The following is a 22,261-nucleotide window of genomic DNA, read 5'->3' on the forward strand; positions in this document are numbered from 1 at the left end:
GCGCGATTATCTAGTAGGCCGCGTGACAACGCATCAGGGCTAGCAAAGTATTTATCGAGAAAACTCCCTGTTTTGACTCGAAACCGGACCGAAAAGATGTTTCAAACGCTTTCAGGCCTGTAACAGAAAGGTTACCGGGCCATCATTGACCAGATGCACTTGCATGTCGGCGCCGAATCTACCTGATGCCACGGTGCCATGCACCTGTTTCGCCTGGGCCAGCAGATAGTTGAACAATTCTTCGCCAAGGGCGGGCGGCGCGGCGGTTGAAAAGCTCGGGCGCAGACCGCTTTTGGTGTCCGCCGCCAGGGTGAACTGCGAGACCAGCAGCAAACCACCCGCGACGTCCGCCAGGGACAGGTTCATCTTGCCATCGGCATCGCTGAACACCCGATAGTTAAGCAGCTTGTGCAGGAGTTTGTCGGCACTGGCCCGGGTATCCCCAGGCTCGACGGCGACCAGCACCAGCAAGCCATGGTCCACCGCCCCGACAATCTCGCCCGCGACTTCGACCCGGGCGCCGCGAACCCGCTGCAGCAACCCCTTCATGCTTCTTCGGGTGGCAGGTCGAGCAGGCGGCGGGCCATTTGCGCGGGCGCGGACCAACGCGTCGGTAATCCCTGGCTCCGAAGCGGCATGGCCGGCGTCACGGATCACCTGCAGTTCGCTGTTGGGCCAGTTCTGGTGCAGCTCCCAGGCATTGTCCAACGGGCAGATCACATCGTAGCGACCATGCACGATGACGCCCGGCAAATGGGCGATCTTGCCCATGTCGCGAATCAACTGGTTGGGTTCGAGAAAGGCATTGTTGGTGAAAATAGTGACACTCGATCCGGGCGATCGACAGCGCTCGCTGCGGCTCGGAGAAACGATCGACCACCAGCGGGTTCGGGCGCAGGGTTGCGGTGCGACCCTCCCAGGTGGACCAGGCCTTGGCCGCGTGCATCTGGGCGATCTGGTCGTTGCCGGTCAGGCGTTTGTGGAACGCGCTGAGCAGGTCATCGCGTTCATCCAGGGGGATCGGTGCGATGTAGTCCTGCCAGTAATCGGGAAACAGGCGACTGGCCCCGGCCTGGTAGAACCATTCGATTTCCTGCGGACGGCAGAGAAAGATCCCACGCAAGATCAGGCCATGTACCCGCTCCGGATGAGTCTGGGCGTAGGCCAGGGCCAAGGTCGAGCCCCAGGAGCCGCCGAACAGCACCCACTTTTCGATGCCCAGGTGCTTGCGGATGCGCTCCAGGTCTTCGACGAGGTCCCAGGTGGTGTTGTTTTCCAGGCTGGCGTGAGGCGTGGAACGGCCGCAGCCGCGCTGGTCGAACGTAACGATGCGGTACAGGTTCGGATCGAAATAGCGACGGCTTTGCGCATCGCAACCCGCCCCCGGGCCACCGTGGATGAACACGACAGGCAGGCCTTCCGGCGAGCCGCTTTCATCGACATAGAGCGTGTGGGTGTCATCGACAGCCAGATCGTGCCGGGCATGGGGTTTGATCTGCGGGTACAAAGTCTGCATTGCGCGCTCCGTAAGGGGTCGAGTCATCCGTGTGGGGGACTTCTATTTAGTCTGCCGTCCGGCATCATAAACCCGAATTACCTTAATGAGCATGCCCCGCGGCAGTCAAAGCGTGTCGGCCAGGTAGGCCAGTAGCCTGCGGTATAGCTGATCGACCTCCGGCACCTGGCCCCGCGCGCGCAGGCAACCGTGGACCAGCCCCTCGCCGCTGTACAACACAGAGGCTACCCCTGCGGCGCTCAGGCGCTCGTTATAGAGGACGCCGTCGTCGCGCAGCGGATCCCATTGCGCCACGACAACCAGCGTCGCGGGCAGGCCGCTGAAATCATCGGCGAGCAATGGCGCGGCGTAGGCTGAGGGCTGGGTGCCACGCAGGTACAACGCGTCATAGCGTTGCAGGTCACTGCTGCTCAAGAGCGGCGCGTCGAAACATTCGGTGCGCGACGGTAAGTGCTCGGGACCACCAAGCGCCGGGTAGATCAGCACCTGGGACCGAGGCAGAGGCTGCCCTGCATCGCGCAAGGCCAGGCACACCGCAGCAGCGAGGTTGCCGCCGGCGCTGTCGCCCACCACAGCCCGGCGCCGGGGGTTGATGGCAAACGGCAGGTCCCCCAGGTGGCGCCACACGGTGAGGCAATCTTCGAACCCAGCGGGAAACGGATGCTCGGGGGCGAGCCGGTAATTCACCGCCACCACCAGCACGCCGAGGGCCGCGGCCAGCTCCATGCAAATGAAATCATGGGAATCCAGGTCCCCGACCACCCAACCGCCGCCGTGCAGGTAAAGGATGCACGGCCACCCGGCGAGCGGCGGCGAAGTACGCGGGTGATAGGCCCGGACAGCCACGCCGACCAGTTGCAGATCCTCGACCGCCAGCGTTGGCGGACACGGCAGCGTGAATGCCCGGCACATCTGGCCGTAGGCCTGGCGCGAACCGGCGAGGCTGTCATCCGGGCTGGTGAAGCTCAGGGTCTTGTCGATGAAGGCGGACATTGCCTGGGAGAGTGGGTAGGTCATTGTGGTTCGCCGTGGATCACTAAGACGTGGCAGGAGGCTTTTGTGGCGAGGGAGCTTGCTCCCGCTGGGCTGCGCAGCAGTCCTCGCTTCCTGGCGGCTGCTGCGCAACCGAACGGGAGCAAGCTCCCTCGCCACGGGGGTTATCAGTGCCCGCGAGATCGGGTCAGTTCTTGAGACTGGCCTGCACCGCCGCGATGCCATCCTTGCCATCGAAGCTGGTCACGCCGGCGAGCCAGCGCTGCAGGTCCTCGGGGTGCTCGCGCAACCATTGTCGCGCGACGTCCTGGGGCGTCTTGCGCTCCATGATCGGCACCATCAACTGGCTTTCCTGGGCAGCGGTAAACGTGAGGTTCTCCAGCAGCCGCTGCACGTTCGGACACCGCTGGGCGTAGTCCGGCGCGGTGACGATGGAGACCGTCGCGGCGCCTTCGTTCGGGCCATAGACGTCTTCGCTGCCGGTCAGGTAAGTGATGTTCATGTTGATGTTCATCGGGTGCGGGGTCCAGCCGACGAAGACCACGAATTCCTTGCGATTGACCGCCCGCTGTACCGCCGCCAGCATCCCGGCCTCGCCGGACTCGATCAGCTTGAAATCCTTGAGACCGAAGTGGTTGGTCTCGATCATGGTCTTGATGGTGGTATTGGCGCCGCTGCCCGGCTCGATGCCGTAGATTTTCGCCCCCAACGGGTCCTTGAACCGGGCGATGTCGGCGAAGGTCTTGAGCCCCGCCGCCGCCACGTAGTCGGGAACTGCCAGGGTCGCCTGGGCGTCGGCCAGGCTTGGTTTGTCCAGTACTTTCACTTGATTGGCCGCCAGGAACGGGGCGATGTTCTTGTCCATCGCCGGTTTCCAGTAACCCAGGAAAATATCGAGCCGCCTGTCGCGGATGCCGGCGAAGATGATCTGCTGCACGGCGCTGGTCTGCTTGCTTTCGTAGCCCAGGCCGGTGAGCAGCACGTCAGCCATGCCACTGGTGGCGATCACGTCGGTCCAGTTGACCACGCCCATGCGCACGGTCTGGCAGGACGTTGCCTCGGCGGCCATCGCGCCGGAGCTCAACAGGACGGTACCGCAGAGGATCGACAGACAGCGTTTGAACGGTCTTTTCATCGCGAGGGTCTCGTGCGGCAGTGGATTGTTGTAGGTCGGTGTCTTGGTGCACCGTGCCTGGAACATTACGCAGCGTCGAGGGGTTGAAGATGAACTGTGGCGACGCGGTTCTGCACGGTGGCGACAGTTCTCATTCCAGCGAATCAGAGCACATACACTTGTGGCGAGGGGATTTATTCCCGCTGGACTGCGTAGCAGTCCCAAAATTCTGAATCCGTGTGGATCATCTATTTTGGGGTCGCTTCGCGACCCAGCGGGGATAAATCCCCTCGCCACGTGTACTGGGTAGGTCTATTTCTGGTAAGCCTGCCGCCCCCACGCCAGGAAACCCTCCAGCAACTCCCTGAGCACCACCTGGGTCGGCGCCGCCAGGTCCGGGCGATAGTTGAACGGCTCGACCTCTTCCATATAGGTGCTCTGGCACAGTTCCAGTTGCACCGCGTGGATGTCCTGGGCCGGGTTGCCGTAGTGCCGGGTGATGTGTCCGCCCTTGAAGCGTCCGTTGAGCACATGGGTGAACTGGCCGTGGCGGGCGCAGATGGCTTCGAGCTGGCTCGCCAGGGCCGGGTCGCAACTGGCGCCGTTGAACGTGCCTAGATTGAAGTCCGGCAGCTTGCCGTCGAACAGGTGCGGGATCACCGAACGGATCGAGTGGGCATCGAACAGCAAGGCATAGCCGAACTCAGCCTTGAGTCGCGCCAGTTCCTGTTGCAGGGCCCGATGGTAGGGCATCCAGATCTGCTGCAGGTACGTCGCCCGCTCCTCGGCGGACGGCACCAGGCCTTCGCGAAATAACGGCACGCCTTCGAACAGCGTTGCCGGGTACAGGCCGGTGGTGGCGCCGACGTACATCGGTTTGTCATCAGAAGGACGGTTCAGGTCGACGACGAACCGCGAGTACTCGGCCGCCAGGGTGCTGGCGCCCAGCTCATCGGCGAAATCATACAGCCGGGGAATATGCCAATCGGTGTCCGGCAGGCTCTGGGCCTCGGGGATCAACCCGGCCTCTACCGCCGGCGTCAGGCGCAGGCCGGCGTGAGGCATGCTGATCAACAGCGGCACGCGCCCTTGCTTGAAATTCAGGACCTTCTCCACAACCGTTCTCCTCAATCGATTTCCACGCCGTGGCGCACGACGCGTTTTTCCAGATCACCGCCGAGCCAGTACGACAGATCGGCCGGGCGATCGATGTGCCAGGCGACAAAGTCCGCCACCTTGCCGGCTTCCAGCGAGCCGTGGGTCTGGGCCATGCCCAGGGCCTGGGCGGCATGGATGGTTGCTCCCGCCAGTGCTTCTTCCGGGGTCAGGCGCAGGCAGGTGCAGGCCATGTTCAGCATCAGGCGCAACGACAGCGCCGGCGAGGTGCCGGGGTTGAGGTCACTGGCGACGGCGATTTTCACGCCGTGCTTGCGCAGGGCATCCATGGGCGGCAACCGGGTTTCACGCAGGAAATAAAATGCCCCCGGCAGCAGCACCGCAACGGTGCCGGACTCGGCCATGGCCATGGCGTCATCCTCGGTCATGAATTCCAGGTGATCGGCCGACAGCGCCTGATACCGCGCCGCCAGGCTGGAACCATGCAACGACGACAGTTGCTCGGCGTGCAGCTTCACCGGCAGGCCCAATCGCTGCGCGGTCAAGAACACCCGTTCGACCTGCTCGGGAGAAAACGCCAGGTACTCGCAGAACGCATCCACCGCGTCCACCAGCCCCTCGGCGGCCAACGCCGGGAGCATTTCGGCGCAGATGTGTTCGATGTAGTCGTCGGCGCGGTCCTTGTATTCCGGCGGCAAGGCGTGGGCCGCCAGGCAGGTGCTGCGCACACTGACCGGCAGTTCGCCGCCGAGGCGGCGGATGACCCGTAGCATCTTGCGTTCGCTGGGCAGGTCGAGGCCGTAGCCGGATTTGATTTCCACCGTGGTCACGCCGTCGCGCATCAGGCTTTTCAGGCGTTTTGCGGCGCTGGCGAACAGCTCGTCCTCGCTGGCGGCGCGGGTGGCGCGCACGGTGCTGGCGATGCCGCCGCCAGCGGCGGCGATGTCGGCGTAGCTGACGCCTTGCAGGCGCTGCTCGAACTCACCGCTGCGGTTGCCGCCGAACACGGCGTGGGTGTGGCAATCGATCAGGCCCGGGGTGACCCAGGCGCCCTTCAGGTCGTTGACTGCCGGGTAGTCGCCCAGCGGCAATTCGGCACGGGGGCCGATCCATTGAATGTGCTCGCCCTGGGTGACAATGGCAGCGTCTTCGATGATCGAGTAGACGCCCTGGGCCATGGTGGCGGCGTGGCAGTTTTGCCAGAGGGTTTTCATCCCGGTTTCCTCGTCGCATTCAAAATCGATTCGCGAGCAGGCTCGCTCCCACAGAAACCGCGCAGAATCTGAGGGAGCGCCATCCATGTGGGAGCGAGCCTGCTCGCGAAGGGGCCATCAAAGGCTCGGCAACAACTGCGCCGTGACCAACTCGTTCAGACACCGACTCGCCAACAGCTCACTGGCCGCGTTGATGTCCGGCGCAAAGAAGCGATCCTTCTCGTAAAACGGTACTTCTGCACGCAGCAACGCCCGGGCCTGTTCCAGTTTGGCCGAGGTTTTCAAACCACCGCGCAAATCCAGCCCCTGGCACGCCGCCAGCCATTCCACCGCGAGAATCCCGCGGGTGTTCTCGGCCATTTCCCACAAGCGCTTGCCGGCGGCCGGGGCCATGGAGACGTGGTCTTCCTGGTTCGCCGAGGTCGGCAGGCTGTCCACCGAATGAGGATGGGACAGCGCCTTGTTTTCACTGGCCAGGGCCGCAGCGGTAACCTGGGCGATCATGAAGCCGGAGTTGACCCCGCCATTGGCAACCAGGAATGGCGGCAGTTGCGACATGTGCTTGTCCATCATCAACGAAATGCGCCGCTCGCTCAGGGAGCCGATCTCGGCGATCGCCAGGGCCATGTTATCGGCGGCCATCGCCACCGGTTCGGCGTGAAAGTTACCGCCGGAAATCACGTCGCCCTCGGCGGCGAACACCAGCGGGTTATCCGACACCGCGTTGGCCTCGATCACCAGCACCTCGGCGGCCTGGCGGAACTGGGTCAGGCAGGCGCCCATCACTTGCGGCTGGCAACGCAGCGAGTACGGGTCCTGGACCTTGTCGCAGTTCTGGTGCGAATCGGAGACTTCGCTGCGCTCGCCCAACAGGTCGCGATAGGCCGCGGCGGCATCGATCTGGCCTTTCTGGCCGCGAGCGGCATGGATGCGTGCATCGAATGGCGAGCGCGAGCCAAGCACCGCTTCCACGGTGAGGCTGCCCAGGGCCAGGGCAGCGGCAAACAGGTCTTCGCCTTCGAACAGGCCGCGCAAGGCAAACGCGGTGGACACCTGGGTGCCATTGAGCAATGCCAGACCTTCCTTGGCCGCCAGGGTCAGCGGCGCGAGGCCAGCGACTTTCAGGGCCTCGACAGCCGGCAGCCATTCGCCTTTGTAGCGGGCCTTGCCCTCGCCCAGCAGCACCAGGGACATGTGGGCCAGAGGCGCGAGGTCACCGGATGCGCCCACCGAACCTTTCAGCGGAATGTGCGGGTAGACCTCGGCGTTGATCAGTGCGATCAGCGCATCGATCACCTGCCGGCGAATGCCGGAGAAACCCCGGCTCAGGCTGTTGACCTTGAGCACCATGATCAACCGCACCAGCGCATCGCTGATCGGCTCGCCGACCCCGGCGGCATGGGACAGCACCAAAGAGCGCTGCAGGTTTTCCAGGTCTTCGCTGGCGATGCGGGTCGAGGCCAACAGGCCGAAACCGGTGTTGATGCCGTAGGCGGTGCGATTCTCGGCGAGGATCTGCTCCACGCAGGCGACACTGGCTTCGATCTGCGCCGATGCGCTGGCGTCGAGGCTGAGCGTCACCGGTTGCTGATAGATGTCACGCAATTGAGCCAGGCTCAATTGGCCGGGAATCAGGTTCAAGGCAGTCATGTATTGCTCCTTTTGAGAGTTTTGTTTTCACTCGCCAGTCGCTCCGGAATGTTCCGTTATCCGTCACCTTCGCCTTTTGGGCGATGCCTTGTGGGCTAGAGGTGCCTTGGCACGCTGGCGTTTTTTTGATCAATTCAAATTCGGTAGAACATGGTGCAGCACGTTCGGATCCCTGAGCAGCCCGGCGGCGCTGGCGATGTCCGGCGCCAGCCAGCGATCCTGGTCGTAGGCCGGGACGCGCTCGCGCAGCAGCTTCCAGGCGGTGCCGGTGCCAGCGCCGAAACGCTGCGCCTTGAGAAACTCAAAGGCCTGGGCCGCGAGCAGGTATTCGATGGCAAGGATCTGCGTACAGTTTTCCAGCGCCCGGTGCAGCTTCAGGGCCGCGTTGGTGCCCATGCTCAAATGGTCTTCCTGCAACCCGGAGGTGACGAAATTGTCGAGCACCGCCGGTTGCGCCAGTTGCTTGTTCTCCGCGCACAGCGACGCGGCGACGTATTGCACGATCATCATCCCCGAATTCACCCCGGGATTGGCCACCAGGAAGGCCGGCAGGCCGCTGACGTGCGGGTTGATCAAACGGTCGAGGCGACGCTCGGCGATCGAGCCGATTTCCGCCATGGCGATCGCCAACAGGTCCGCCGCCAGCGCCACCGACTGGCCATGAGGGTTGGCCTGGGACACGACCCGGAAATTGTCCGGCGTACCCAGCAGCAGAGGATTGTCGGTAGCGGCATTGAGTTCGGTTTCGATCTGTTGCCGGGCATGCTCCAACTGATCGCGAGCGGCGCCATGCACTTGCGGAATCGAACGAATGCTCAAGGCGTCCTGGGTGCGAATGCCCAGGCTCGAAGCGATGACTTCGCTGCCATCGAGCAGCGCCCGCAAGTTACTGCCCACCTGCTGCATGCCGGGGTGCGGCTTGAGCGCAATGATCTCGGCATCGAACGCGGCGATCTGCCCGCGCTGGGCCTCGAAGCTCATGGCACCGATCACGTCGGCCCACTGCACCAGGCGCGTCGCATCGGCCAGGGCCAGGCAACTGAGGCCGGTCATGCACGGCGTGCCGTTGACCAGGCACAGACCGTCCTTGGCCCCCAGTTGCACCGGTTGCAGGCCTTCGGCGGCCAGCGCCTGCTGCGCCGGGACGACCTGCCCGCGATAGCTGACCTCGCCGACGCCCAGCAGCGTGATGCTGATGTGAGCCATGTGGGTCAGGTAGCCCACCGAACCCTGGGACGGCACTTGCGGCGTGATGCCGCGATTGAGCAGCGCCAGCAACGCCTCGACCACCCGGCGATGGATGCCGGATTTGCCTTGGCTGTAGTTGAGAATGGCCGCGCAGAGGATCGCCCGGGTCTGCTCATCGGATAGCGCCGGGCCGACGCCACAGGCATGGCTGAGCAAGGTGTTGCGCGACAATTGGCTGAGCTGTTCGTCCTTGAGCGAGACATTGCACAAGGCGCCCAGGCCGGTGTTGACGCCATAGGCCCGTTCACCGCTGGCGACGATGCGCTGGACGATGGCCTGGGCATTGTCGATGCGCGCCCAGGCCTGGGCCGACAGTTCCAGCACAGCGCCGAAGCGGGCGACGGCGACCACGTCCTGCCAGCGCAGCGGGGCGTCGGTGATGATGATTTTTTCAGCCTGGGACATCTTCAACCTCATGGGAAATTCTTTTCAGCAACACACCTGGCTAAAGGCACAGCCTCTGTGGCGAGGGAGCTTGCTCCCGCTGGGCCGCGCAGCGGCCCCAAAATCTTGCGAGCGCTACGCACTCGAGCGGGAGCAAGCTCCCTCGCCACAAAAGCACGCCAGCCACCACATAAACCTCAAACCACCGCCGCCCTGCGCTGCACAAACCGGTCAACATACTCATCAGCCGGCGAGTGCAGGATCTCCCGCGGCGTGCCGACCTGGATCAGCTTGCCGTCCTTGAGGATCGCGATGCGGTTGCCGATGCGCACGGCCTCGTCGAGGTCGTGGGTGATGAAGACAATGGTCTTGTGCAGGGTCTTTTGCAGTTCCAGCAACTGATCCTGCATTTCCGCGCGGATCAGCGGATCGAGGGCGCTGAACGCCTCGTCCATCAGGATGATGTCGGTATCCGCCGCCAATGCCCGGGCCAGGCCGACGCGCTGGCGCATGCCGCCGGAGAGCTGGTGCGGGTATTTGTTCTCGTAGCCCTTCAGGCCCACGGTGCTGATCCAGTGCAACGCCCGTTCGGCGCAGACCTGTTTGCTTTCGCCGCGCACTTTCAAGCCGTAGGCGACGTTGTCCAGCACGCTCTTGTGGGGCAGCAGGCCGAAGCTCTGGAACACCATGCTGATCTTGCGTCGACGAAACTCACGCAAGGCATCCATGTCCAGCTGCAGGATGTCCTCGCCGTCCACCAGGATCGCGCCGCTGGTAGGGTCGATCAACCGGTTGAAGTGGCGAACCAAAGTGGACTTGCCGGAACCGGACAGGCCCATGATCACGAAAATCTCACCGGTGCCGATGCTCAGCGACAGGTCGTTCACGCCGACCACGCAGCCGGTTTCGGCCAGCACCTGGTCCTTGGTCCGGTTCTGGCGGATCAGCTCCAGGGCCTCCTTGGACCGGTTACCGAAAATCTTGAAGACGTTCCTGACTTCGATCTTGCTGACGGCTGCGTTGCTCATTTGCTCACCTCATGCCGAGGACGACCATAGGCCTGGGTAATGCGGTCGATGACCACGGCGAGAATCACGATGGCGAGCCCGGCTTCGAGGCCGCGCCCGACGTTGAGGGTCTGGATGCCCACCAGTACGTCTTCACCCAGGCCACGGGCGCCGATCATCGAGGCGATGACCACCATCGACAGGGCCATCATGGTGGTCTGGTTGATCCCGGCCATGATGCTCGGCAGGGCCAGGGGCAGTTGCACGCCGAACAGCTGCTGCCAGCGGTTGGCGCCAAAGGCGTTGATGGCTTCCATGACTTCGCCGTCAACCTGGCGGATGCCCAGGTCGGTCAGGCGGATCAAGGGCGGCGCGGCGTAGATCACCGTGGCGAAGATCGCCGGGACCTTGCCCAGGCCGAACAGCATCAACACCGGAATCAGGTACACGAAGCTTGGCATGGTCTGCATGATGTCCAGCAGGGGCATCAGCACCGAACGCAGGCGATTGCTGCGCGCCGAGAGAATGCCCAGCGGAATCCCGATCAGCACCGAAATCAGCGTCGCTACCAGCATCAGCGCGAGGGTCTGCATCAGTTTGTCCCACAGGCCCACCGCGCCCACCAGGAACAGCAGGACAACGATTACCGCTGTCGCCACGACCTTGCGGGTGGCATGCCAGGCGACACCGCCGACGATCGCCAGCATCAGCCACCAGGGGGCCATGCGCAGCAGACCTTCAAGGTTGACGATGGCCCACAGCAACGTGTCGGAGATATGCCGGAACACATCGCCATAGTTGGTCACCAGGGAGTCGACCCAACCGTTGACCCAGTCGGCGATGGAGAAGGTAAAGCTTTCGGGAAACATAAGAGACTCTCGATCAGGTGGATGCGGTGAACGTCCCGGCCAGCCCCACGGTTGGCCGGGAAATATTCGACCTACAGAGCCGCGTCGATTTTCCTGGCAGCGTCTTCGCTGACCCAGGCATGCCAGACTTCAGGATGTTCCTTCAGGAAGATCTTCGCCAGTTTCGGCGACTCGATCCGCTCTTTGGCCATGCGCCCGAGGTTCTGGTTCAGGATGTCGATCGGCAGGTTGACCTTTTCCAGCACCGCCACCAGTTCCGGAGCCTCGTCGTGGAAGGTCTTGGACAGGCCGACCTTGATGCTCACACTCTTGTCGACGCCCGGTTTCTCTTCGAGTTTCACCAGGTCCACCTGACCCATCAGCGGCGTTGGCGACCAGTAGTAGAACAGGATCGGCTCGCCACGCTTGTAGCTCGACAGCACTGCCGCATCCAGCGCCGGACCGGTGCCTGGACGGAAGTTGGTGTAGGTTTTTTCCAGGCCGTAGCTTTTCAGCATTTCGCTGTTGTCCAGCTCGCAGGTCCAACCGGCCGGGCAGTTGTAGAAGCGGCCCTTGGATGGCTCTTCCTGATCCTTGAACACGGCGGCGTACTGGCCCAGGTCGGCGATATTCTTCAGGCCCGGGGCCTTGGCTTCGAGCTTGCGCTTGGCATCGCCTTCGATCACGTAGCGCGGCACGTACCAACCTTCGATCGCGCCGACCACCGGTGCACCGACGCCCACCACCTTGCCGGCCTTCTCGGCCTTGTTCCACACCTCACTGCGGCCGACCCACTCTTCGGCGAACACCTGGATGTCGTTGCTGCTCAGAGCGTTCTCCATGGTGATGGAGTTGCCCGGCAGGCTGTCGGTCTTGCAGCCGTAGCCTTTTTCCAGCACCACTTGCATCACGTCGGTCAGCAGCATGCCGCTTTCCCAGTTCAGACCGGCGAACTTCACCGGTTTGCCCGACTCGCACCAGCCGGCCGCTTGCGTGGCACCGGCGCTGGCCAGCAGGCCCAGGGACAGCAATGTGGTCAGCAGGGTCTTGTTCGACTTCATTATGTGACGCTCCTAATCAGTTGGATTGGCTTACGGCAGTCAAGAGGCTTCCAGCCCTGTCAACGTCCCATCAGACCGCTTGGATGCGGCCCGCCCTGCTCGGTTGTGCGTCAACCGCGTCCTGCTCGACCGGCAGGATCAATTGATCGGGTACTGCGCTGTGCCACTTTCTAGCGATGAGGTAATACAGCGCCGCCGGGACCACCAGGCCGATGATCCACGAGATATCCACACCACCCATGGCTTTCACCAACGGGCCGGTATAGAACTTGGTGGCGATGAACGGCAACTGAACCAGTACACCGAAGACATAGACGCTGATGCCCAGGGCGTTCCAGCGACCGTAGCGACCGTTCGGGTCGTTCAGTGCCGGCACGTCATAGCGCTCGCGCGTGATGCAGTAGTAGTCCACCAGGTTGATCGCGCTCCACGGCGTGAAGAACGCGAGCAAGAACAGGATGAAAGACTTGAACGCGCCGAGGAACGAGTGTTGGCCGAGCAGCGCGATCAGGGTTGCGGCGCCAACGATGACCAGCACGAAAACCAGACGCTGCAAGCGCGTTACGTTCAGGTGCCCGCGGAAACCGCTGATGATCGTCGCGATGCACATGAAGCTGCCGTAGGAGTTCAGCGTGGAGATGGTGACCTTGCCGAAGGCGATGCTGAAGTACAGCAGCGCAGCGGTGGCGCCGGTACCCCCCAGGCCTACGATGTAGGCCACTTCGTGACCGGCGAACTGCCCGTTGGCCGAAGCGGCGGCAAACACGCCGAGGATCATTGCTACCTGCGCGCCGATGACGGACCCCGCGCCGGCGGCGAAAAAGGTTTTCACCGAGGACGTCTTGCTCGGCAGGTACCGCGAGTAGTCAGCCACGTAGGGGCCGAAGGCGATCTGCCAGGAGGCCGCGAGCGACACCGCCAGCAGGAAGCTGCTCCAGCTGAAATGGCGGATTTGCAGGAGTGCGCCAACGTCCGTCTGGCTGATCAGCCGAGCGAACAGGTAGACAAAGGCAATCACACCAATGACGCTGGCGACCCGGCCAATGAAGTGGATCACCCGGTAACCCAGCACCGTCACCAGCACGATGACGCTGGCGAAAATGAGAATGCCGAGACTGTCGCTGACACCAAACAACTGGCCCAGCGCCTGACCGGAAAGCACGGTTCCCGTGGCGGTGAAACCCAGGTACATCAGGCACACCAGCACGATCGGGATGGCCGCGCCATACACACCGAACTGCACCCGGCTCGAGATCATCTGCGGCAGCCCCAGCTTGGGCCCTTGCGCGGCATGCAAGGCCATGACGCCACCGCCGAGCACCTGGCCGATCAGCAGACCGATCAACGACCAGAACACATCACCGCCAAGCACCACCGCCAACGCGCCGGTGACAATCGCCGTGATCTGCAGGTTGGCCCCCATCCAGAGGGTGAACTGGCTCAACAACCGACCGTGTCTCTCCGCTTCCGGAATGTAGTCGATCGATCGTTTCTCGATCAACGGCTTGCTGCTATCGCGTGTGCTGGTGACAGCCATGGTTCAACCTCTGTGGATTGTTCTCGGATTCATTTGCGCCGCGTTCCTGTGGGAGCGAGCTTGCTCGCGATGGCGGCCTATCAGCCAACACATGTGCTGAATGTGCCGGCCTCATCGCGAGCAAGCTCGCTCCCACAGGGGCACGGGATTACTTACCGGTAATCATCGGCAGGTTCAGCCCCTGCTCCTTCGCGCAATCAATGGCGATCTGGTAACCGGCGTCGGCATGACGCATGACGCCAGTGCCCGGATCGTTGTGCAGTACGCGGGCGATACGTTCGGCCGCTTCGTCGGTGCCGTCGCAGACGATCACCATGCCCGAATGCTGGGAGAAACCCATGCCGACGCCACCACCATGGTGCAGCGACACCCAGGTCGCGCCGCTGGCGGTGTTGAGCAAGGCATTGAGCAGCGGCCAGTCGGAAACGGCGTCGGAGCCGTCCTGCATGGATTCGGTTTCACGGTTCGGGCTGGCCACGGAACCGGAGTCCAGGTGGTCGCGGCCGATCACGATCGGCGCCGACAACTCGCCGCTGCGCACCATCTCATTGAAGGCCAGGCCCAACTTGGCGCGCTGGCCCAGGCCAACCCAGCAGATTCGTGCCGGCAAACCCTGGAAGCTGATGCGTTCGCGGGCCATGTCCAGCCAGTTGTGCAGGTGAGCGTCGTCAGGGATCAATTCCTTGACCTTGGCGTCGGTCTTGTAGATGTCCTGCGGGTCGCCCGACAGCGCAGCCCAGCGGAACGGGCCGATGCCGCGGCAGAACAGCGGGCGGATATAGGCGGGGACGAAACCTGGGAAGTCGAAGGCATTCTCGACGCCCTCTTCCTGGGCCATCTGGCGGATGTTGTTGCCGTAGTCGAAGGTCGGTACGCCCATTTTCTGAAAGGCCAGCATGGCTTTGACATGCACGGCCATCGATTGCTTGGCGGCCTTCACCACGGCGGCAGGTTCGGTCTTGGCGCGGGCGCGGTATTCGTCCCAGGTCCAGCCGGCCGGCAGGTAACCGTTGAGCGGGTCGTGGGCGCTGGTCTGGTCGGTGACCATGTCCGGGCGCACACCGCGACGGACCATTTCCGGGAGGATTTCGGCGGCGTTCCCGCACAGTGCGATGGAAATCGCCTTGCCTTCGGCGGTGTATTTCTCGATGCGCGCCAGAGCGTCGTCGAGGTCTTTGGCTTGCTCGTCGACGTAGCGGGTTTTCAGACGGAAATCGATGCTCACCTGCTGGCACTCGATGTTCAGCGAGCACGCACCGGCCAGGGTCGCGGCCAAGGGTTGCGCGCCGCCCATGCCACCCAGGCCGGCGGTCAGGACCCAACGGCCCTTGAGGTTGGAATCGTAATGCTGGCGACCAGCCTCGACGAAAGTTTCATAAGTGCCTTGCACGATGCCCTGGCTGCCGATGTAGATCCAGCTGCCGGCGGTCATCTGGCCGTACATGGCCAAGCCCTTGGCGTCGAGTTCGTTGAAATGCTCCCAACTGGCCCAGTGCGGCACCAGGTTGGAGTTGGCGATCAGTACGCGAGGAGCGTTGCTGTGGGTCTTGAATACGCCCACCGGCTTGCCGGATTGCACCAGCAGGGTTTCGTCATCATTCAGATTGGTGAGGCTTTCGACGATCTTGTCGTAGCACTTCCAGTTGCGCGCCGCGCGACCGATGCCACCGTAGACCACCAACTCCTTCGGGTTCTCGGCTACTTCCGGGTCGAGGTTGTTCATCAACATCCGCAGCGGCGCTTCAGTCAGCCAGCTCTTGGCGGTCAGCGTGTTACCGCGAGGGGCGCGGATTTCAACGTCACGGTATTTTTCAGGTTTGCGGGTAGCGTCGGTCACAGCAAAAACTCCTCAGCGATCAATCCAGACCAGCCCGGGCAGTGGGCAGTGATTCAGCGAACGTTGCGTTGAATGCAGGCGACTCATACGCATACGTCTTTACTTGTATGTACAAGCATATGCAATCAGGCGGCCAACTTGTTCAGGGCGGTCTTCAGGATCGACTGATGAATTGGCTGAAAGCCCTGTGGTTGAAGGGCTGCCGAGTTGCATGAAATTTTTGTAGAGGATTTTTCAGGGGGCAGGCGAAGGGGCATAAAAGCGTGGTATTGCGCCACGCTGGGGCGTTCGGTAACAAGTTGGTGCGCACAGAAGGAACAACGAGCACGCTGTGGTGAGGGGATTTATCCCCGCTGGGCTGCGGAGCAGCCCTAGATCCAGACAACTCGATACATCAGGAAAAACGCAGGGGGTCGCTTCGCGACCCAGCGGGGATAAATCCCCTCGCCACAAGATGAGTGTAGCCGAGTTTAGTGGGCCGTCAGCTCGATCACGCAGCATTGGCCGTGGGTGGCGATCTCCAGCAGTCCGGTGTTGCCGCTCAGTTGCAGGCAGTCATAAAGCCCCAGCGTCTGGACCGCCTCGTCAATATTGACCCTCAGCGTCGGCGCCGCGCTGAACACCAACACCGTCCCCGCCTCGCTGAGAAAACGCTGCTGCCCACCCATCCACTGCAACCGCGCGCGGTAACGCTGCGGCGCATAGATCAGGTTGAAATCGCGGATCGGCCCGCCCAGCAAGGTGCAGTGCACATGGCTTTCGCCGCTGAACGCAAACGGGTCCAGTGGATGCAATGCCCGCGTGGCCTGGCCATCGACATTCAGCGTCATGCCGTCACCCTGCAAGACACTGATGACCCGCTCGTAACCGGCGAAGGTGGAAAAACCGCCCGACTCAGCGATATCGGCGATCGACAGGCGCCAACCGAAACCTTCCAGGCCGGTGCCTGCATCGCGGGTGATTTCTTCGGTGCTGCCTCCGCCGTTCTTCCACGGCATGCGGGGGTAGTCGGCGGCGCGTAAAACCTTCAGCTGGCTCATTTGTGAAAGCGCCCTTCCAGGCTATGACGGGAGCCCGGATGAATCAGGCGCGCGGCGGTCACCGGCTGGCGCCCGGACCAGGTGCGACGGCGAATCAGCAGGCACGGCTCGCCCCGCTCGATCTGCAACAGCTTGCATTCGCTCGGCTCGGCCAGGATCGCTTCGACCACATGCTCCCCCTCGGTCAGCGGCGCGACCTGGTTCAGGTAGGCGTAAGGGGTTTGCTGGGTGAAGTCCTGCTTGAGGTAGTCGGGCGCCACCAGCGCATTGACGAAACGGTCCTCGATCTGCACGGGGATATCGTTCTCGAAATGCACGATCAGCGAATGAAAGACCTTCTGGCCTTCGCGCATGTCCAGGGCCAGGGCCCGCTCGGAGCCGGCGGCCTCCTCTTCCAGGGTAATGACCTTGCAGGTATGGCGATGACCCCGGGAGGCGATTTCATCGGCGATGTTATGCACTTCGAACAGCGCCGACTGGCTCTTCGGCTCGGCGACGAACGTGCCGACACCTTGCATGCGCACCAACAGGCCATCGGCGGTCATTTCCCGCAGCGCACGGTTGATGGTCATGCGGCTGAAGCCCAGCTGGCTGACCAGTTCGCTTTCCGACGGCACGCGATAGTGCGGCGGCCAGTTTCCACTGTCGATCTGCTGGGTGATCATCTGTTTGACGCGGGCGTACAAGGGCGCCGGACTGTCACCCATGGTTGCGGCCAGCGGCGGTTTGGCAGGCGGAGTCGGCACGGCGGTTCCCTGTTCTGCAAATTAGGTGGCTAGCTTGCCGGAGTTTACCGGCCAGGCAAACGTCTGTATATGTATATACAAATTTCACAGATGAGGGTCAACCATGTCCGCCTTCTTTGCCGAGCGCGCGCTGCTGCCTAGTGGATGGGCCAATGATGTACGTCTTGAGGTCGATGCCAACGGCATCCTGACCCACATCCAGGCCGACGCCCACGCAGACGGCGCCGAACGACTGGACGGCCCGCTCTTGCCAGGCATGCCGAACCTGCATTCCCATGCTTTCCAGCGGGCCATGGCCGGACTGGCTGAGGTGGCCGGCAACCCCAACGACAGCTTCTGGACATGGCGTGACCTGATGTACCGCCTCGTCGGGAAAATCAGCCCCGGGCAACTCGGCATCATCGCCCGCCAGCTGTACATCGAAATGCTCAAGGCCGGCTACACCTCGGTCGCCGAATTCCATTACGTGCACCATGACGTCGACGGCGCGCCCTACGCTGACCCGGCCGAACTGGCGCTGCGCATCAGCCACGCCGCCAGCGCCGCCGGCATCGGCCTGACGTTGCTGCCCGTGCTCTACAGCCATTCCGGCTTTGGCGGCCAGGCGCCCAACGAGGGGCAGCGCCGATTCATCAACAGCAGCGAAAACTACCTGAAGCTTCAGGAGCGCTTGCAACCCGTCCTGGCCGGGCAAGCCAATCAGGCGCTGGGCTTGTGTTTCCACTCCTTGCGCGCCGTGACGCCGGGACAGATCAAGGACGTACTCGCCGCCAGCGATCCGCATTGCCCGGTGCATATCCACATCGCCGAACAGCAAAAGGAAGTCGACGATTGCCTGAGCTGGAGTGGCGCCCGGCCGCTGCAATGGCTGTACGAAAATACCGAAGTCGACCAGCGCTGGTGCCTGGTCCACGCCACCCACGCCACCCCCCAGGAAGTCAGCCTCATGGCCAGGAGCCGGGCGATTGCCGGGTTGTGCCTGACCACTGAAGCCAATCTCGGCGACGGGATTTTCCCGGCCGTGGACTTCCTCGCCCAAGGTGGGCGGATGGGCATCGGCTCCGACAGCCATGTGTCGTTGAGCGTGGTGGAAGAGTTGCGTTGGCTGGAATACGGCCAGCGTTTGCGAGACCAGCGGCGCAACCGGTTGTATCGAACGGATCAACCGATGGTCGGACGCACGCTGTATGACGCCGCGCTGGACGGTGGCGCCCAGGCGCTGGGGCAACCCATCGGCGCTTTCGCAGTCGGCAAACGCGCCGATTGGCTGGTGCTTGATGGCAACGATCCGTACCTGGCCACGGCCAACGGCGACGGTATTCTCAATCGGTGGCTGTTCGCCGGTGGCGATCGCCAGGTGCGGGATGTGATGGTGGGCGGCAAGTGGGTGGTGCGCGATAGGCGCCATGCCGGCGAAGAGGAAAGCGCACGGGCATTCACCCAGGTGTTGCGCGAGCTGCTGGGCTGATCCTCATAACAACAATGTGGGAGCGAGCCTGCTCGCGAAGGCGGACCATCAATCAACTTATGTGTTGAATATGAAGCCCTCTTCGCGAGCAGGCTCGCTCCCACAGATGTTATGGAGTCAGTCCGAAGTCTTCGCCATCTGCCGGTCCGATGCGCGCCAGACCAACCGCGTCGTGTCATAGCCTTGCTGGCGGGCCTTGCTCAGCAGTTCTTCACGTACATCCACCTTCACCGTCGGCGTGCGGGACAGCAACCACATGTAGCGCCGGCTCGGGTCGCCGACGATGGCGGTCTTGTAGTCATCGCTGACGTACAACACCCAATATTCCCCTTTTGCCACGCCGGGCAGGATCCGCGAGAACCAGGTATCGAATTCAACCCAGAGCTTGTCGGTCTTGCCCGGCACTTGCGGGTAAGCCGTGCCCTTGGCCTCTTCCCATTTCCAGTCGGAAGTCAGGCAGCGGTTGAACACGTCCATGTTGCCGTCAGGCCTGAGGGTGTAATGCGCTTCGGATTGCGCGCAGTTGCGCTGGAAGTACATCGGCAGGCGGGCCAGTTCGTACCAGGTCCCTTGGTACCGCTTGAGATTGACGCTGTTGACTGTCTTGGGCGCCAACGGGTCTACGCCAGAAGAGGCACAGCCGGCCAATACAAGGCCAGCCAGAAGCACAAAAACTAACCGCATCATTATTTTTTTCTCCCGTGGGCGCTTGGCCCCGGTTTACTTCAGGTTACTTCAGGCCTTGGCCGGAAAACATCAGCACTTTGTCACCGGCATACTGCACGCTGATAAAGCTTTTCTGGTCGCCCCAGGTGCAGCTGGACATGCCGAGCGCGCCCGAACAATCAGTCGGTTTCCCCAGTAACGTTTCGACTTCGGCCTTGGGCATGCCAGCCGACAGCTTCGAATAGTTTTCCTGGTTGACCTTGCTGCATGCGGTCAAGACGACGCACACAAACAGCAGGGCGATGGATCGCAGCGACATGAGTAACTCCTGGAGCGGAAGGGAGGTGGCAGGGTGCCAACCTGATCCTTAGAAGAGAAAACCCCTATCTGGTTCCCTGATCCCCCCAGTATTTATTGGCCATGCGGAGGTGTTTCATCGGAAATCAGCCGGTTTGTGACACGGTCGTGCCTTTCGTCGGGATCGGTCCCTTGACGCCTGATGGGACGGGCTTCTGCGCCGATAAAAAGTAACAGCGCAAATTCTTGCACTATGGCAAATTGGCATCCCTTCCTGACCCGTCCCTACGCGGTAGCGTTCTTAATGACCAGAAACATGAAATTTAGCCACAAAATCCTGCTGGCTGCCGCCCTTGTGGTAGCCGTCGCATTCGCCTGTTTCATCCTGTTCAACGACTATCGTCAACGACAAAGTCTCAACACCAGCACCGAGACGTCCATGCAGGAACTCGGCAACCTGACCAGCCGCAATATCCAGACGTGGGTCGAAGGCCGGATCCAATTGCTGCAATCGCTGGCCCAGCAAATCGCCATTGACGGAAGCAGTGCCGAGAGCCTGAAACGCGCCGTGGGCCTGCCCGCCTACACCGGTAATTTCCAGCTCAGCTATTTCGGCGGTACCGACGGCGTGATGTTCTCGATACCGGCCGGTAATCGTGCCGCCGACTACGACCCGCGCGCCCGTGGCTGGTACAAGGCCGCCAATAGCGCCCAGCAGACCATCGTCACCGAGCCCTACATCGCGGCCTCGTCGGGCAAGTTGGTGATCACCGTTGCCACGCCGGTACAGCGGCAGAACCAGATGATCGGCGTGGCCGGCGCAGATATCGATCTGTCGAGCGTCAGCGCCATCATCAACTCGCTGAACTTCGGCGGCCATGGCCATGCGTTCATCGTCAGCGCCGATGGCAAGATCCTGATCCACCCCGACAGCAAGCGCGTCCTCAAGACGCTCGCCGAGGCCTACCCCAACGGCGCGCCGCAAATCGGCCCGGGCCTGAAGGAAGTCGAACTCGACGGCAAGACTCAATTCATCTCCTTTACCCAGGTCAATGGCGTGCCCGGAGCCAACTGGTACGTGGCGCTGGTACTCGATAAAGACACCGCCCTGGCGATGCTCAGCGAATTTCGCACCTCGGCGCTGATCGCCATGATCATCGCCGTGGTGTTCATCATCGCCCTCTTGGGCATGCTGATCCGCGTGCTGATGCAACCGCTGCTGACCATGGGCCGCGCGATGCACGATATCGCCGAAGGCGAAGGCGACCTGACCCGCCGCCTGACCATTCATGGCCAGGACGAATTCGGTGCGCTGGGTACCTCGTTCAACCGCTTCGTCGAGCGTATCCATACTTCGATCCGCGAAGTGGCTTCGGCGACCGGCCAGGTCAACGAAGTCGCCCTGCGGGTGGTCAGCGCGTCCAACTCGTCGATGTACAACTCCGATCAGCAGGCCTCGCGGACCAGCAGCGTGGCCGCGGCCATCAACCAGCTCGGCGCCGCCGCCCAGGAGATCGCCCAGAACGCCGCCCTCGCCTCGCAGCATTCCAGTGAAGCCCGCAACCTGGCCGAAGACGGTCAGCAAGTGGTGGATAAAACCATCACCGCCATGCAGCAGCTGTCGGCCAAGATCAGCGATTCGTGCGGCAACATCGAAACCCTGAACAGCAACACGGTGAACATCGGCCAGATCCTGGAAGTGATCACCAGCATTTCCCAGCAGACCAACCTGCTCGCCCTCAACGCCGCCATCGAAGCCGCCCGCGCCGGTGAAGCCGGTCGTGGCTTCGCGGTGGTCGCCGATGAAGTGCGCAACCTGGCCCACCGTACCCAGGATTCGGCGCAACAAGTGCAGAAGATGATCGAAGAGTTGCAGGTCGGCGCGCGGGAAGCGGTGCTGACCATGACCGACAGCCAGCGCCAGAGCGAAAGCAGCGTCGGCATCGCCAACCAGGCGGGCGAGCGCCTGGGCAGCGTGACCCAGCGCATCGGCGAAATCGACGGCATGAACCAGTCCGTGGCGACCGCCACCGAAGAACAGACCGCCGTGGTGGAATCGATCAACGTCGACATCAACGAGATCAACACGCTAAACCAGGAAGGCGTGGAAAACCTGCAAGCCACGTTGCGGGCCTGCTCCGACCTGGAGCAGCAAGCGGCGCGGTTGAAGCAATTGGTGGGCAGTTTCAGGATCTAGCGCTCTCAAGCCCGCTCAGACAGTGATCTACTGTGGGAGCGGGCTTGTTCGCGAAGACGGTGGCACATCTAGCACTACCGGCTAAGATAGCTCGTTTCCATAATTTCCATCATCAAGCAAGACGCCGAAGCTTAGGTAATAACCATGGATGCGAACGGGACCAAGAAATCAGAAGATACAACGGCGCTGATATCGCTGTTGGCGATTGGCAACCAGCAAATCGAAGAAGCACAGCATCGGAATATTGAAGAAGTATTCGCCGAATTGGATGAGTTGGATCTTCAATGAACGCACATGGCGAGCTTACAGACTTGCCCCGCTC

General features: G+C 62.4%; 19 protein-coding genes and 1 pseudogene. 3 read left to right on the plus strand and 17 right to left on the minus strand.

Annotated elements, in window-relative coordinates:
* Positions 1 to 111: 111 nt before the first annotated feature.
* The 15 genes and pseudogenes from dtd to hutC all read right to left on the minus strand — a co-directional run bounded on the left by dtd (position 112) and on the right by hutC (position 17,272).
* On the minus strand, positions 112 to 549 hold the full coding sequence (dtd, locus tag PSH78_RS24535; RefSeq protein WP_305497384.1) for a D-aminoacyl-tRNA deacylase: 438 nt from the start codon (positions 547 to 549) through the stop codon (positions 112 to 114).
* A pseudogene (pip, locus tag PSH78_RS24540) lies at positions 546 to 1,516 on the minus strand (prolyl aminopeptidase). Before pip ends, dtd begins: the two are co-directional and overlap by 4 nt.
* A 105-nt stretch (positions 1,517 to 1,621) precedes the next feature.
* Positions 1,622 to 2,533, minus strand: a complete 912-nt coding sequence (locus PSH78_RS24545) for an alpha/beta hydrolase (protein ID WP_305497386.1) — start codon at positions 2,531 to 2,533, stop codon at positions 1,622 to 1,624.
* Positions 2,534 to 2,696: 163 nt separating this feature from the next.
* Entirely contained in the window at positions 2,697 to 3,644 is a 948-nt protein-coding gene (locus PSH78_RS24550) for a choline ABC transporter substrate-binding protein (protein WP_305497388.1), read from the minus strand.
* A gap of 291 nt (positions 3,645 to 3,935) precedes the next feature.
* Entirely contained in the window at positions 3,936 to 4,739 is an 804-nt protein-coding gene (gene hutG, locus PSH78_RS24555) for an N-formylglutamate deformylase (protein WP_305497390.1), read from the minus strand.
* An 11-nt stretch (positions 4,740 to 4,750) separates the two neighbouring features.
* Positions 4,751 to 5,953: an imidazolonepropionase gene (gene hutI, locus PSH78_RS24560; protein WP_305497392.1), complete on the minus strand. Its 1,203-nt coding sequence runs from the start codon at positions 5,951 to 5,953 to the stop codon at positions 4,751 to 4,753.
* Between the two features lie 117 nt (positions 5,954 to 6,070).
* Positions 6,071 to 7,603 (minus strand): histidine ammonia-lyase, encoded by a 1,533-nt coding sequence (gene hutH / locus PSH78_RS24565; protein ID WP_305497394.1) that lies wholly within the window; start codon positions 7,601 to 7,603, stop codon positions 6,071 to 6,073.
* A gap of 129 nt (positions 7,604 to 7,732) precedes the next feature.
* Entirely contained in the window at positions 7,733 to 9,256 is a 1,524-nt protein-coding gene (gene hutH / locus PSH78_RS24570; RefSeq protein ID WP_305501384.1) for a histidine ammonia-lyase, read from the minus strand.
* A 176-nt stretch (positions 9,257 to 9,432) separates the two neighbouring features.
* Complete coding sequence (locus PSH78_RS24575; protein ID WP_305497396.1) at positions 9,433 to 10,263, minus strand: glycine betaine/L-proline ABC transporter ATP-binding protein; 831 nt, start codon at positions 10,261 to 10,263, stop codon at positions 9,433 to 9,435.
* Positions 10,260 to 11,111 carry a proline/glycine betaine ABC transporter permease gene (locus PSH78_RS24580; protein WP_305497398.1) on the minus strand — a complete coding sequence of 284 codons (852 nt, stop codon included), beginning with the start codon at positions 11,109 to 11,111 and terminating at the stop codon, positions 10,260 to 10,262. The genes PSH78_RS24575 and PSH78_RS24580 overlap by 4 nt, the downstream gene beginning before the upstream one ends.
* A 71-nt stretch (positions 11,112 to 11,182) precedes the next feature.
* A complete protein-coding gene (locus PSH78_RS24585) occupies positions 11,183 to 12,151 on the minus strand; it encodes an ABC transporter substrate-binding protein (protein WP_305497400.1) in 969 nt (322 codons plus the stop codon).
* Between the two features lie 70 nt (positions 12,152 to 12,221).
* Positions 12,222 to 13,688 (minus strand): cytosine permease, encoded by a 1,467-nt coding sequence (locus PSH78_RS24590; protein ID WP_305497402.1) that lies wholly within the window; start codon positions 13,686 to 13,688, stop codon positions 12,222 to 12,224.
* Positions 13,689 to 13,836: 148 nt separating this feature from the next.
* Positions 13,837 to 15,525: a urocanate hydratase gene (gene hutU, locus PSH78_RS24595; RefSeq protein ID WP_305497404.1), complete on the minus strand. Its 1,689-nt coding sequence runs from the start codon at positions 15,523 to 15,525 to the stop codon at positions 13,837 to 13,839.
* A gap of 470 nt (positions 15,526 to 15,995) precedes the next feature.
* Positions 15,996 to 16,565, minus strand: a complete 570-nt coding sequence (locus tag PSH78_RS24600) for a HutD family protein (protein WP_305497406.1) — start codon at positions 16,563 to 16,565, stop codon at positions 15,996 to 15,998.
* On the minus strand, positions 16,562 to 17,272 hold the full coding sequence (gene hutC, locus PSH78_RS24605; protein ID WP_305501386.1) for a histidine utilization repressor: 711 nt from the start codon (positions 17,270 to 17,272) through the stop codon (positions 16,562 to 16,564). Before hutC ends, PSH78_RS24600 begins: the two co-directional genes overlap by 4 nt.
* A gap of 142 nt (positions 17,273 to 17,414) precedes the next feature.
* On the opposite strand from hutC, the gene PSH78_RS24610 reads away from it, so the two are divergent.
* Positions 17,415 to 18,779 (plus strand): formimidoylglutamate deiminase, encoded by a 1,365-nt coding sequence (locus PSH78_RS24610; RefSeq protein WP_305497407.1) that lies wholly within the window; start codon positions 17,415 to 17,417, stop codon positions 18,777 to 18,779.
* Between the two features lie 117 nt (positions 18,780 to 18,896).
* On the opposite strand, the gene PSH78_RS24615 is transcribed toward PSH78_RS24610, so the two are convergent.
* The gene (locus PSH78_RS24615; protein WP_305497409.1) at positions 18,897 to 19,466 is read right to left on the minus strand and encodes a lipocalin family protein; all 570 of its coding nucleotides are present in this window, start codon (positions 19,464 to 19,466) and stop codon (positions 18,897 to 18,899) included.
* 43 nt (positions 19,467 to 19,509) lie between these two features.
* Positions 19,510 to 19,764, minus strand: a complete 255-nt coding sequence (locus tag PSH78_RS24620) for a hypothetical protein (RefSeq protein WP_092328762.1) — start codon at positions 19,762 to 19,764, stop codon at positions 19,510 to 19,512.
* A 282-nt stretch (positions 19,765 to 20,046) separates the two neighbouring features.
* Between PSH78_RS24620 and PSH78_RS24625 the strand changes: the two genes are divergently transcribed.
* Positions 20,047 to 21,939 (plus strand): methyl-accepting chemotaxis protein, encoded by a 1,893-nt coding sequence (locus PSH78_RS24625; protein ID WP_305497412.1) that lies wholly within the window; start codon positions 20,047 to 20,049, stop codon positions 21,937 to 21,939.
* 144 nt (positions 21,940 to 22,083) lie between these two features.
* On the plus strand, positions 22,084 to 22,227 hold the full coding sequence (locus PSH78_RS24630) for a hypothetical protein (protein WP_305497413.1): 144 nt from the start codon (positions 22,084 to 22,086) through the stop codon (positions 22,225 to 22,227).
* Positions 22,228 to 22,261: the final 34 nt, after the last annotated feature.

The sequence above is a fragment of the Pseudomonas sp. FP198 genome (assembly GCF_030687895.1).
In the GTDB taxonomy this organism is placed as follows: Bacteria; Pseudomonadota; Gammaproteobacteria; order Pseudomonadales; family Pseudomonadaceae; genus Aquipseudomonas.

Coding starts and splice junctions, on each gene's coding strand:
- dtd (WP_305497384.1), bottom strand. CDS start 549: ATGAAGGGGTTGCTGCAGCGGGTTCGCGGCGCCCGGGTCGAAGTCGCG.
- PSH78_RS24545 (WP_305497386.1), bottom strand. CDS start 2,533: ATGACCTACCCACTCTCCCAGGCAATGTCCGCCTTCATCGACAAGACC.
- PSH78_RS24550 (WP_305497388.1), bottom strand. CDS start 3,644: ATGAAAAGACCGTTCAAACGCTGTCTGTCGATCCTCTGCGGTACCGTC.
- hutI (WP_305497392.1), bottom strand. CDS start 5,953: ATGAAAACCCTCTGGCAAAACTGCCACGCCGCCACCATGGCCCAGGGC.
- hutH (WP_305497394.1), bottom strand. CDS start 7,603: ATGACTGCCTTGAACCTGATTCCCGGCCAATTGAGCCTGGCTCAATTG.
- hutH (WP_305501384.1), bottom strand. CDS start 9,256: ATGTCCCAGGCTGAAAAAATCATCATCACCGACGCCCCGCTGCGCTGG.
- PSH78_RS24575 (WP_305497396.1), bottom strand. CDS start 10,263: ATGAGCAACGCAGCCGTCAGCAAGATCGAAGTCAGGAACGTCTTCAAG.
- PSH78_RS24580 (WP_305497398.1), bottom strand. CDS start 11,111: ATGTTTCCCGAAAGCTTTACCTTCTCCATCGCCGACTGGGTCAACGGT.
- PSH78_RS24585 (WP_305497400.1), bottom strand. CDS start 12,151: ATGAAGTCGAACAAGACCCTGCTGACCACATTGCTGTCCCTGGGCCTG.
- PSH78_RS24590 (WP_305497402.1), bottom strand. CDS start 13,688: ATGGCTGTCACCAGCACACGCGATAGCAGCAAGCCGTTGATCGAGAAA.
- PSH78_RS24600 (WP_305497406.1), bottom strand. CDS start 16,565: ATGAGCCAGCTGAAGGTTTTACGCGCCGCCGACTACCCCCGCATGCCG.
- hutC (WP_305501386.1), bottom strand. CDS start 17,272: ATGGGTGACAGTCCGGCGCCCTTGTACGCCCGCGTCAAACAGATGATC.
- PSH78_RS24610 (WP_305497407.1), top strand. CDS start 17,415: ATGTCCGCCTTCTTTGCCGAGCGCGCGCTGCTGCCTAGTGGATGGGCC.
- PSH78_RS24615 (WP_305497409.1), bottom strand. CDS start 19,466: ATGATGCGGTTAGTTTTTGTGCTTCTGGCTGGCCTTGTATTGGCCGGC.
- PSH78_RS24620 (WP_092328762.1), bottom strand. CDS start 19,764: ATGTCGCTGCGATCCATCGCCCTGCTGTTTGTGTGCGTCGTCTTGACC.
- PSH78_RS24625 (WP_305497412.1), top strand. CDS start 20,047: ATGACCAGAAACATGAAATTTAGCCACAAAATCCTGCTGGCTGCCGCC.
- PSH78_RS24630 (WP_305497413.1), top strand. CDS start 22,084: ATGGATGCGAACGGGACCAAGAAATCAGAAGATACAACGGCGCTGATA.